This is a genomic window from Aeromonas molluscorum 848, from assembly GCF_000388115.1.
Lineage (GTDB): Bacteria > Pseudomonadota > Gammaproteobacteria > Enterobacterales > Aeromonadaceae > Aeromonas > Aeromonas molluscorum.
Window position 1 is genome coordinate 1 of sequence record NZ_AQGQ01000116.1, and the last position, 12,304, is coordinate 12,304.

A 12,304-nucleotide genomic window follows, 5' to 3' on the forward strand; every position below is an offset into this window, starting at 1 on the left:
GATGCTTCAATCCCTTCTACTTCACTAAATAAAGAATAAAAATTATTATAAATTAAAACCAATAATAGACAACTAATTAAAATACCTAGCGAGCTTAAAATAATACCATTTTTATTATCTGGTGCTCCATTATAGAGTCTTGTTTTTCTCTCGCGATTGTAATGTTTCTCGCAACAGTCAACTGACATCCAAAACCAATGAGAGACAAAAAACGCTCCAACTTGAATACTCAAATTCCATATCGAGAAGCTATCAATTGGTAGACGTTGCAATAAGAAAGGGGATATAACTATCCCCAATATTACATTTGAAAAACCATTGATTATATTTGCTACTGAGTTTTTCAGTAGTCTATTAAATCCACTCATCAGTGTGATGCCAAATGAGTTTTAAATTCCGCTATCATCAACTCAATGTCTTCGAGTACATTCCTTGGGTTATAATCAGGGATAAGAGATATGATCTTACTGATAGCTGTCTGAGGGAAGTTTTCATTCGGGAAAGCAATGTTATGCCACACGATTTCACATGCTGTGAATTTCTGTAAGACATCAGCTATTTGTTTAGCCGTAATATTATATCCTGCGGCGATATTGATGATTTGTCCCACACTTTCAGGATGAGTGGCCAAGGTGATACAAGCACGGGCAACATCCGTCACCGAAACGTAATCCTTTGCATAATCCTGGTCAATATACATATCGACCTTGCCATGATTGATGGCATTACGGGTGATCGCCGGCAGGAAGAGCGGACTGTGCAGGGCAACGCCATAGACATTGCTCGGTCTGACGATGGTAATATCGCGGCCACTTTTCAGACAGAGCTCTTCTGATACCAGCTTGGTCAGGTTGAACAACCGGCGCTGATCATCGGAGCATACCTTCAGGTCATCTCCTTCTGCCGCCGAGTCCTGGTTCATGTATATACGGGTGGAAGAGACATAAAGGAGACGCTCAAACTTGCCTAGTGCCAACAGGTCGGCCAGCAAACGACAGTTGGCATCAAACACGCCCAGCGGGGCATTCTTGCAGTCGCCCTGCCCCGCACTGTAGATCACAGTCCCCAGATCGGTGTCAAATACACTTTCATCGTCGCGCGGCGGCACCCAGACGTCCTGGCCGGCAGCTTCCAGCATGCTGACGATCTCGCTGCCGATAAAGCCCCGCCCGCCAAATACTGTGTAACGTTTCATGCTTACCACCCATTCACCAGGTTGTCACGGATCTGGGCCAGCGTGGCTTGCACACTGTCTTTTGGTGACAACAGCGGCGCCGTCAACGGCCACTCGATCGCCAGCGCGGGATCATTCCACAGCAACCCGCCTTCATCGGTCGGGTCATAGTAATCGGTGCATTTGTATTGGAAATCGGCAGTTTCACTCAGTACGCAGAAACCATGGGCAAATCCAGGCGGAATGTAAAACTGAACCTTGTTTTCTCCCGTCAGCAAGACAGATTCATGCTGACCAAAAGTAGGGGAGTCTGGCCTCAAATCGACGGCAACATCAAATACACGGCCCTGGGTCACAGTGACCAGTTTTCCCTGTGGCTTGGTTTTCTGAAAATGCAGACCGCGCAGTACATTTTGTGTAGAACGCGAGCGGTTATCCTGGACGAAATCCGGCGTGATTCCGGCGGCCTTGTAACGCGCATCCTGATAGGTCTCATAAAAGAAACCACGCTCATCACCAAATACTTTCGGCTCAATAATCAGCAGGTCTGCAATTTTTGTTTTGATTACATTCATGTCGTATCTCTTATTTGATCAGACTCAACAAATACTTGCCATAACCAGTTTTCACCATGCTGCTGCCAATAGTCTTGATTTGGTCACGGTTCAACCAGCCATTATTAAGCGCAATCTCTTCAAGACATGCGATCTTGAATCCTTGGCGCTTTTCAACGGTTTGCACGAACTGAGAAGCTTCAATCAGAGAATCATGGGTACCGGTATCAAGCCATGCGAAGCCACGGCCCAGCTGTTCTACCTTCAGCTGACCACGATCCAGATATGCCTGGTTAACGCTGGTGATTTCGAGCTCACCACGCTCAGACGGCTTGATGCCCTTGGCGATCTCGATGACGGAGTTATCATAAAAATACAAACCGGTTACGGCCCAATTTGATTTTGGTTTTTCCGGTTTTTCTTCTATAGACTTGGCACGAAACTCTTCATCAAACTCGACAACACCAAAACGCTCGGGATCCATAACCTTGTAACCAAATACGGTAGCACCTTCCTGATTGTCAATCGCCTTTTGCAGCTGCTTGCCAAATGCCTGTCCAAAAAATATATTATCGCCAAGTACTAGGCAGACACTGTCTTCACCAATGAACTCTTCACCCAAAATAAAGGCTTGAGCCAATCCATCCGGTGATGGCTGCACCGTATATTGCAGATTGATGCCGAACTGCTCACCATTGCCAAGCAGGCGCTGAAAACTCTCTGAGTCCTCCAGAGTGGTAATGATCAAGATATCCTTGATGCCAGCCAACATGAGCACCGAGAGAGGATAGTAAATCATCGGCTTGTCATAAATCGGCAGCAGTTGCTTGGAAATGCCGCGCGTGATGGGATGAAGGCGAGAGCCTGAACCACCTGCCAGAATAATGCCTTTCATTACTTCTTCTCCTCGTACTGCTGATCGATCCAGGACTGATAGGATCCGCTCTTCACGTTGTTGACCCACTGTTGGTTATCCAAATACCACTGCACTGTCTTGCGGATACCGGATTCAAAGGTTTCTTGCGGTTGCCAGGCGAGCTCGGTGCTCATCTTGCTGGCATCAATGGCATAACGGCGGTCATGGCCAGGGCGGTCGGTCACATAGGTGATTTGATCGCGGTAGGAGCCGGCCTTGGGCACCATCTCATCGAGCAGATCGCAGATGGTGTACACGACTTCCAGATTCTGCTTCTCGTTGTGACCACCTATGTTGTAGGTCTCACCCATCACCCCTCTGGTCACCACGATATAGAGGGCACGGGCATGGTCTTCCACATAGAGCCAGTCACGGATCTGGTCCCCCTTGCCATACACAGGCAGCGGCTTGCCATCCAGGGCATTGAGGATCACCAGCGGGATCAGCTTCTCGGGGAAGTGATACGGGCCGTAGTTGTTGGAGCAGTTGGTGACTACAGTCGGCAGTCCGTAGGTACGACGCCAGGCGCGCACCAGATGGTCGCTCGAGGCCTTGGAAGCGGAATAGGGGCTGCTGGGGGCATAAGGGGTGGTTTCGGTAAAGAGCGGCAAGGCCTCGCCAGGGGCAGCCTCCTCCGGGTGAGGCAGATCCCCATATACCTCATCGGTGGAGATATGATGAAAGCGGAAAGCAGACTTGCGCGGCTCAGGAAGACCATTCCAGTAAGCGCGAGCCGCTTCCAGCAGCATGTAGGTACCGACGATATTGGTTTCGATAAAATCGGCCGGGCCCGTGATGGAGCGATCGACGTGGCTCTCGGCCGCAAGATGCATCACGGCATCCGGTTGATGCACTGTAAATACTCGATCCAGCTCGGCACGGTTGCAGATATCTACCTGCTCGAAGGTGTAACGCTCATTGGCCGATACCTCTGCCAGTGACTCCAGATTGCCCGCGTAGGTGAGCTTATCCAGATTGACAATGTAGTCATTAGTATCCCTAATGATATGGCGAACGACTGCCGAACCGATAAAGCCAGCCCCGCCGGTAACGAGTATTTTCATAAATATGCTCTTGAATAAGAATTAATTCTGAAATGGGATTAGCAGGAAGTATCTGATTGGTACAATGGTGTAAGTTAATAGCCTGTGGTTACAGTAATGATCTCAAACACCATAGCTACCGCCCCTGGGTTACAGCCCCCAGTTTGCTGCTTTTGACCACATTGTGCGCGCGCAAGGATCATGGCATTTACCTTTGATGACACTTTGCACTGCCAGATGGTGTGGATAATGGTGATAGGATGATGCTAAATCGTCATCTCTAATATACTCATTTTCCCTTATGCACATCCGCCGATACTCATTGAAACTGTTGATGATTCTAACATCCTCCTCCCGCAGAGAGATACCAAAAAGGAATTGCCAGAGGCGCGTTCGATCGATTTACCACCGGAAAAGGAACCCATTAGAATCCCCATTGTCAGCATTCATATCCATTTGAATAATAGATGTTCGATTTGACATTTGACCTCAACACCCCCCTCAAAAAAAAGCGGCCCCGAGAAGGTAAGCCGCCTTTATCAGATAAAAATCAATAGATTACATCTGGTCGATCATGTCCTGAGCAAACTCGGAGCAAGAGCGCAGGGTCGCGCCTTCCATCAGTCGCTCGAAGTCATAGGTGACCGTCTTGTTGGCGATGGCGCGCTCCATCCCCTGCACGACCAGATCTGCCGCTTCGACCCAGCCCAGGTGGCGTAGCATCATCTCGGCGGAGAGGATGAGGGAGCCCGGGTTGACCTTGTCCTGGCCTGCGTATTTCGGCGCAGTGCCATGGGTTGCCTCGAACAGGGCGACGCCGTCGCCGATGTTGGCACCCGGGGCGATACCGATACCACCGACCTGAGCGGCCAGGGCATCGGAGATGTAATCGCCGTTGAGGTTCATACAGGCGATGACGTCATATTCGGCCGGGCGCAGCAGGATCTGTTGCAAGAAGGCGTCGGCGATGACGTCCTTGACCACGATGGTCTTGCCGGTCTTGGGGTTCTTGAAGGAGCACCAGGGGCCGCCGTCGATGAGCTGGGCATCGTACTCTTTCTGGGCCAGGGCATAGCCCCAATCCTTGAAGGCACCTTCGGTGAACTTCATGATGTTGCCCTTGTGGACCAAGGTCACGGAGTCGCGATCGTTGTCGATGGCATACTCGATGGCGGCACGCACCAGGCGCTCGGTACCGGCTTTGGACATGGGCTTGATACCGATGCCGCAAGACTCGGGGAAGCGAATTTTCTTCACGCCCATCTCGTTTTGCAGGAAGGCGATGACCTTTTTGGCCTCCTCGCTATCCGCTTTCCACTCGATGCCGGCGTAGATGTCTTCGGCATTTTCACGGAAGATCACCATGTCGGTCAGATCAGGACGCTTGACCGGGCTAGGAGTGCCCTGGTAGTAACGCACCGGGCGCAGGCAGACATAGAGATCCAGCTCCTGGCGCAGGGCCACGTTCAACGAGCGAATGCCGCCACCGACCGGGGTGGTCAGCGGGCCCTTGATGGCCACGCAGTATTCACGAATGAAATCCAGGGTTTCGGCCGGCAGCCAGGCGCCTTCGCCATAGATGTGAGTCGACTTCTCACCGGTGTAGATTTCCATCCAGGCGATTTTGCGCTCGCCTTTGTAAGCCTTCTCGACCGCGGCATTGACCACGTTGAGCATGGCCGGGGTCACGTCCACACCGATGCCATCCCCTTCGATAAAAGGAATGATGGGATTGTTCGGCACGGTCAGCTTGCCATCGGCTGCCACTGTGATTTTCTGGCCCTGGGTCGGGACTACTACTTTGCTTTCCATCGGCATCTCCTAACTTCCTTTTGTTATCAATCTGTAAGTTGCGCGCGGCCATATTAGCCCATTCATTTACATAATCAAATGGTGAGCAACAAGCGCAAGCCATAGTCGCGCATTGGATCACAATGCATCTCACCACCAGCCAAACCAGCGGCTAAACCTCATGAATAACGGTCACTCCACCAGACTCGCCGACTCCTGGGGTTGGCTCAAATCACGGTACTGGGTAGGGGTCAGCCCGGTTTTTTGCTTGAACACCCGGCAGAAGTAATTCACATCGCCGTAGCCGCAGCGATTTGCCACCTCCTCCAGTCGGAATCGGTATTTTTTGAGCATGAACTTGGCCCTGTCGATCCGCACCCAGCTGATGTAATCGGCCAGCCGCATATGGCCCTGCTCCCGAAAGAGATGGGAGAGATGGCTGGCCGAGAGGTTGAAGCGGTGGGCAATGGAGTCACGACTGATGGGGCGATGAAAATTTTCCTGAATGTAGATACAGATCCCATGAAACAGATCGGCTCCCCGCGGCCGCTCGGTCGCCGATGTACCGAGCAGTTGCTGCGCACTGGTCAGCAGCGCCAGCAACAGATGGTTATCGGTGGGAGAGCGATCAGGATCCTCGGTCAGCACGTTGAGCGCCGCCAAAATATGTTCTGTCACATGACCGGCTCTGGCCATGATGCTGTGTTTTTGCACATCGAAGAAATCGGGTTCTTCCCGGCGCTTGCTCACCAGGCTAAAACCGAGCTGACGCTTGCCAAACAGCAAGCTCAGCACGGAGCAATCCGTGGTCCATTGCGGCTTGTTCCAGCCGTTGGGCGGGATATAGAGCGCCTGTCCCGGCAATATCCGGATCTCCTGGCTGCCCTGCTCCTTGTCCCAGACCTGATTGACATATTCGCCACTGAACACCAGCTCGAGACGAGGGAAGTTGACCTGATAGCTGAAGCTGGGGGGCACCCCTTGCTCGCTGGCAAACCAGACTTGCTCGAAGGGGGCCTGCTCATTGATGGCATCAATGAGCAGTTGCGTGAAAATGAGTGACATGATGATCCCAATCAAGAGAAAAGCAGGCGGTTGCGGCGGCCACGACCGCCCATGTTATAGTCCGGGCCGGACAGTCAATTCCACCCTTTTCTTCAAACGAACCTTTTTCCTCACTCGAACTAAAAGAGGCGTCCCTTATGAGTTGTCGCGATCTGCCCTCCTTGCTGCCCCCTTTCCTCCTGATGAAAAACCCAATCCAGGGTTACGACTGGGGCAGCCGTGACGCCCTGACCAAACTGTTTGGGATCCCGAACCCGGACGGCAAGCCTCAGGCCGAGCTGTGGATGGGCGCACACCCCAACGGCTGCTCAGAGGTGCAGGTCAACAGTGGCACTCAGACACTCTCGGCCCTGATAGGTTGCGATCCGGCCGCCGCGCTGGGCGAAAGCACCCTCGCCCGCTTCGGCAGCTTGCCGTTCCTGTTCAAGGTGCTGTGCGCCGAGAAGGCCCTCTCCATCCAGGTACACCCCAGCAAATCCCAGGCCGAGCTGGGTTTTGCCAAGGAGCAAGCCGCCGGTATCGACCCCAAGGCAGGCAATCGCAATTACAAGGATCCCAATCACAAGCCGGAGCTGGTGTTTGCTCTCACCCCCTATCAGGCGATGAACGGCTTTCGCGCCATCCCCGCCATCCTGGCACTGTTCGAGCGGGCTAAGCTGGCGGCCATTGCCGCGCTGGTCGCGGACCTTGCCGCCGCTCACGCGGCCAATCAGGGCGAAGCGGGCCTGCAACTCTTCTTCCATCAGCTGCTGATTTTGGACGGTGCCCCCAAGGAGCAGGCACTGGCGGAGCTGCTTGCCTTTGCCGCCAACCATCAGGATGAAGAGACCTTTGCATTGGTCACTAGTCTGTCTGTTCAGTATCCGGGCGATGTGGGGCTGTTTTCGCCGCTGTTGCTCAATGTCGTGACCCTTCAGCCGGGCGAGGCCATGTTCCTCGATGCCTGCACCCCTCACGCCTATGTGCGCGGCACCGGCCTTGAGATCATGGCCAACTCCGACAACGTACTGCGCGCAGGCCTGACCCCCAAATATATCGACGTGGCCGAGCTGCTCGATTGCACCCGCTGCGTGGCCAAACCCGATGATCAGATCCTGCTCAGCCCCCGCCTTGAGGGTATGACCGGAAACATGGTGCAGCACTTCGATGTGCCAGTGCCGGATTTCACCTTCAGCGTCTACCCGGCAGGGGAACATCAGCTCACCACTGTCAGCGCCGAGATCCTGTTTGCCATCGATGGCACAGTGACCCTCAAGCAGGGCGATAACGCGCTGCGCCTCGACAAGGGCCAGTCCGCCTTTATTCCGGCCGCCACCGGCCACTACCAACTGCTGAGCGAGGGCCGGGTCGCCCGCGCCGGCAACCGCTGCTAAGCAGCTCGATGAGCATCTACATGCACAAGGGCCATCATGGATGGCCCTTGTTTTTATCCCTTGCCTCTCGGCTTGATCTACCTCCTTCTTGCTGCACGGTTGTGCAGATCTGGTTGCTCAATCCCCAGCGCTAGTCGATGCCCTTCAAGGGGCTGCATGCACAACCCGGCGCTGTTTTTGCCACACCGCTCACATTTCTGGCCATGGTCATGCCGCACAAATCTCCATTCTGCTTTGCCTCTCTGACCTGCAGCAGGGTTGTCGCCCTTGTCCCCAAGAATTCATTAAAATACTGTTTTTAATGAAAATTAAATTTCATCCCCATCCACTGCATGGCTAAAAAAATGCGAGCAGGGTCACAGACTCCAGGCCTTGGCACAAAAATCCAGTAAAGGGCACATATCTCCGATATCCACACCGAGGCAAGGGCGAAACAATAGGCGGGTCAATTACTTCCCCATCGCAGCGGCTTCATGAAGGAGCCAGGAGACACCTATGCTCACCACCTTGATAGATGAAGGACTGATCTGCCTCGACATCGCGGCCAACGACAAGCAGGGAATGTTTGTCGAACTGGCCGCCCGCCTCAAAGCCTGCGGCAAGATAGCCAATCAGGATCAGTTCGTGCGCGACCTCTGGGCGCGGGAAAACCTCGACAACACCGGTTTTGAACAGGGAGTTGCCCTGCCCCACGCCAAGAGCGAGGCGGTATTGCAGCCTGCCATCGTCATCGGCATCAGCCGCCAGGGGATCGACTATGGCGCCGAAGATGGCCAGCCCTCCAAACTGTTCTTCATGATTGCCTCCCCGGCGGGGGGCGCCAACCACCATATCGAGGTGCTGGCCGAGCTCTCCACCAAGCTGCTGGAGCCCGGCTTTATCCCCCGGATGCAAGCAGCCACCAGCAAGGCCGAGGTGCTCGGGCTGTTGACTAGCCCCCCACCCAGCGCCAAGGTGCAGGTAACAGCATCGCATCAGCCCAGCGCGCCAGACCCCCAGGATCGCAGCATCAAGGCCCAGCTCAATACCCTCAAGCAGCACCTGCTGTTTGGCACCTCCCACATGATCCCCTTCATCGTCGCGGGGGGGGTGCTGCTGTCGCTCTCGGTGATGATGAGCGGCAAGGGCGCGGTGCCCGAGGCGGGTGTGCTCAAGGACATGGCCGACATGGGGATCGCGGGGCTCACCCTCTTTACCGCCGTGCTCGGCGGCTACATCGCCTACTCAATGGCGGACAAGCCAGGCCTGGCGCCCGGCATGATCGGCTCCTGGATAGCGGTGCAGCAGTTCCACACCGGTTTTCTCGGCGCCATCCTGGTGGGCTTTATCGCCGGCCTCATCGTCAATCAGCTCAAGCGCATCAAGCTACCGGACTCCATGAGTTCGCTCGGCTCCATCTTCATCTATCCGCTGATCGGCACCTTCCTGATGTGCGGCATCGTCATGTGGGTCATAGGTGCGCCCATCGCCGCCATGATGGAGGGGATGAATCACTGGCTCTCCAGCATGGCGGGCTCCGGCAAGGTGATGCTGGGGGCCATCCTGGGTGGCATGACCGCCTTCGACATGGGCGGCCCGGTCAACAAGGTGGCTACCCTGTTCGCCCAGACCCAGGTCAACACCCAACCCTGGCTGATGGGGGGCGTCGGTATCGCCATCTGCGTGCCGCCCCTTGGCATGGCGCTGGCGACCCTGCTCTCCCCCCGCCGCTACAAGAAGGAGGAGCGTGAAGCGGGCAAGGCGGCCGCCATCATGGGCATGATCGGTATCAGCGAGGGGGCCATTCCCTTTGCCGCCGCCGATCCGGTGCGGGTCATTCCGGCCATAGTCGCGGGCGGCATCGTCGGCAACATCACCGGCTTCATGATGCACAGCATCAACCACGCCCCCTGGGGTGGCTGGATAGTGCTGCCGGTGGTGGAAGGCAAGATGGGCTATATCCTGGGCACAGTGCTCGGCGCCCTGACCACGGCCCTTATCGTCAACCTGCTGAAAAAACCGGTGACCGACGAGGAAGAGGTCACCACCCCGGATGGCGGCTACGAGATCATCGAAGCGGAAGGTGAGGCAGAAGTGCTCGCCATCACCGTCTGCCCCTCAGGGGTGGCCCACACCTTCCTCGCCGCCAAGAGCCTGCAAAAGGCGGCCGCCAAGGCCGGGATCAAGCTGAAAGTAGAGACTCAGGGCGCCAACGGCATCATCAACCGCATCAGCGCCAAGGACGTAGCCAATGCTCGCTGCGTCATCCTGGCCCACGATGTGGCCATCAAGCACCGGGAGCGCTTCAAGGATATCGAGATCATCGATGTGAAGATCAAGGAGGCCATCCACAACCCGGAAGGATTGCTGGCCCGCACCCTGACGGGCAGCAAGGTGGCCTGATCCCGCCAGTCGCAGATCGATCATGTCGAAATAAATAGGGGCCTTTTGGCCCCTTTAGTTATGTTTTTATGCAAGCATCATCGATGCTCCTCATCACCGAAAAGGCAGCGACCAAGCTCCGACTCCACCAACGGATGCGGGCAACAGAACCTGTGGGCTGAGATCAACAAAGTGCGGAACAATCTGACTGGAAGGAGGTCAGCGATGGATCTGGATATGACGACCCTGCGTAGAAAGTGGCTCAAGAAACATCTGCAAGAGCTGCGGGTTTCAAAGGACGAGGATGAAGAGAAAGGAGACATGCTGGGATTCGTCGGCATTCTGTGCGCGGCTATCCCGCTGCTGACAGCGGCCATTTACGTTGTGGGAGTGCGTTATTACCACGGCTACCTGAGTCAGTTCGGGCTGGATAGCACCGAGTTTTCACTCCCTGCAGACGTCACACTTCTCTACGGTTTTCACCTGCTTATCAAGCTGTTTCTGCCCTATATATTCCCCCTTGTCTTGGCAGTTGGGGCGCTGTTTGTGGTGCTCTCCTTTCTGTTTTTCAAAGTGAAGTGGCGACTGACACTCTCCTGGTGGCTGGTTCGCGTCTTCGTGCTGCTTCCCATCGTGCATAAAGGAGTAAAAATTGCCCATCGGTATCCCGCCCCCTTTACCTTCAACTGTTTGATTTTGCTGAAAAGTGCCTACTTGAAATTCGCCATTTTTGTCCTTCCCTCCTTGCTGGTCATCATGGCGTCTGAACACATCAGACCCATGGGGGAAGAACTGGCCCGCAGCCAGATCACCCGCCTCGAACAAGGCAGCTGGCCGCCGACAGAAGCCCATAGCCGGTCACCCTTGCTCGGTGACGAGCCCCATATCCGCATCGCCTGCAATGGCACCCATTGTGCCTATCGCCTCAAGGGGGGCGACACCCTGATCCTGCGCTTCGATCAGATTGAGCAGACCCGCTACCAGCCTGAAAAGGCGACCTCGAAATGAACAAGCCGCCCCGAGGCGGCTTGTTTTATCCGGCGTGCAGCTCCTGCAGCGCTGCGATCAGGGCGTCGAGCCCCTTATCCACTTTCTGCCGTGCGCAGCCGACGTTGAGGCGAATATAGCCTTTGCCTTCCGGGCCATAGGTATCGCCGCGCATGATGGCAACCCGGTATTTTTCCACCAGCAAGGTTTGCAGGGCGTCCATTCGCTCGGTCGAGTCGATACCTAGCCCGCGCAAATCTATCCAGGCGAGATAAGTCCCCTCGGGCACTCGATAGTCGATGGCTGGCAAAACCCCGTTGAGCCGTTCGGCTACCCGCGCCAGATTGCCATGCAGGTGGTTTTTCAAGGCATCGAGCCAGGCCCCCCCCTCTCGATAGGCGCTGATATGGGCCAGGATGCCAAGAATAGGTGGGGAGGAGAGGCCATGGGCTGCCTTGAGCTGCCGAAGATAAGCATCCCGGCTCGCCGCATCGGGAATGAACGCATAAGCCCCGCCAAGGGCCGGGATATTGAAGGATTTGGAACCCGAACTGACCAGCGCCCAACCATCGTCCCGTGCCACCTCGCTCCAGGGCAGATAGGGGACAAAGCTGATGTCCATATGGATGTCGTCCGAGATGACCTTCACCCCGTGGCGCAGGCAGATGTCTGCCATGCGGGAAAGTTCATCCCGGGTCCAGACCCGGCCAGTGGGGTTGTGGGGGCTGCACAGCAGCAGGATGCGACAATCGGGCCGCGCCGCCTGTTGCTCGAAACAGGCCCAGTCGATGTAATAACGCCCCTCCCTCTTTTGCAGCGGGCAGGGCAGCAGCAGGCGATCGCTGGCGGCCAGCATATTGCCAAAGGCGTCGTAAGCGGGGGTGTGTACCAGCACCCCCTCCCCCGGCGCCGACCAGAGGGTCACCAGCTGGGCAATCACATAGATGACCGAAGGGCCAAAGACCAGGGTCTCGGGGTCGAGATTGGCGCCATGGCGGCGGGCAAACCAGCCGCTCACCGCCCCCGTTGAACGTCACTGT

The 12,304-nt window shown here is 55.5% G+C and carries 9 protein-coding genes and 2 pseudogenes; 3 read left to right on the plus strand and 8 right to left on the minus strand.

Translation table 11 applies throughout. The features are described 5' to 3' along the window. The 7 genes and pseudogenes from G113_RS22080 to G113_RS14380 form a co-directional block, all read right to left on the minus strand. A pseudogene (locus G113_RS22080) lies at window positions 1–368 on the minus strand (hypothetical protein); the annotation flags it as partial. Then, entirely contained in the window at window positions 368–1,195 is an 828-nt protein-coding gene (locus G113_RS14355; RefSeq protein WP_005905325.1) for an NAD-dependent epimerase/dehydratase family protein, read from the minus strand. The gene G113_RS14355 and the pseudogene G113_RS22080, both read right to left, overlap by 1 nt. 2 nt (window positions 1,196–1,197) lie before the next feature. Continuing rightward, on the minus strand, window positions 1,198–1,749 hold the full coding sequence (rfbC, locus tag G113_RS14360; RefSeq protein WP_005905327.1) for a dTDP-4-dehydrorhamnose 3,5-epimerase: 552 nt from the start codon (window positions 1,747–1,749) through the stop codon (window positions 1,198–1,200). Between the two features lie 10 nt (window positions 1,750–1,759). Then, window positions 1,760–2,623, minus strand: coding sequence for a glucose-1-phosphate thymidylyltransferase RfbA (gene rfbA / locus G113_RS14365; RefSeq protein WP_005905329.1), 864 nt, complete (start codon window positions 2,621–2,623; stop codon window positions 1,760–1,762). After that, on the minus strand, window positions 2,623–3,708 hold the full coding sequence (rfbB, locus tag G113_RS14370) for a dTDP-glucose 4,6-dehydratase (protein ID WP_005905331.1): 1,086 nt from the start codon (window positions 3,706–3,708) through the stop codon (window positions 2,623–2,625). Before rfbB ends, rfbA begins: the two co-directional genes overlap by 1 nt. Before the next feature lie 537 nt (window positions 3,709–4,245). Beyond that, entirely contained in the window at window positions 4,246–5,499 is a 1,254-nt protein-coding gene (gene icd, locus G113_RS14375) for an NADP-dependent isocitrate dehydrogenase (RefSeq protein WP_005905334.1), read from the minus strand. A gap of 171 nt (window positions 5,500–5,670) precedes the next feature. Then, entirely contained in the window at window positions 5,671–6,543 is an 873-nt protein-coding gene (locus G113_RS14380; protein ID WP_005905336.1) for a helix-turn-helix transcriptional regulator, read from the minus strand. A 137-nt stretch (window positions 6,544–6,680) separates the two neighbouring features. Between G113_RS14380 and manA the strand changes: the two genes are divergently transcribed. The 3 genes from manA (at window position 6,681) to G113_RS14395 (ending at window position 11,285) form a co-directional block, all read left to right on the plus strand. Further along, a complete protein-coding gene (gene manA / locus G113_RS14385) occupies window positions 6,681–7,916 on the plus strand; it encodes a mannose-6-phosphate isomerase, class I (protein WP_005905338.1) in 1,236 nt (411 codons plus the stop codon). A gap of 495 nt (window positions 7,917–8,411) precedes the next feature. Continuing rightward, complete coding sequence (locus G113_RS14390) at window positions 8,412–10,298, plus strand: PTS fructose transporter subunit EIIC (protein WP_005905339.1); 1,887 nt, start codon at window positions 8,412–8,414, stop codon at window positions 10,296–10,298. Between the two features lie 204 nt (window positions 10,299–10,502). Then, window positions 10,503–11,285: a hypothetical protein gene (locus tag G113_RS14395; RefSeq protein WP_005905346.1), complete on the plus strand. Its 783-nt coding sequence runs from the start codon at window positions 10,503–10,505 to the stop codon at window positions 11,283–11,285. A 25-nt stretch (window positions 11,286–11,310) separates the two neighbouring features. Here the strand turns inward: G113_RS14395 and G113_RS14400 are convergent. Next, window positions 11,311–12,288: pseudogene (locus tag G113_RS14400) on the minus strand (MalY/PatB family protein); the annotation flags it as partial. Window positions 12,289–12,304: the final 16 nt, after the last annotated feature.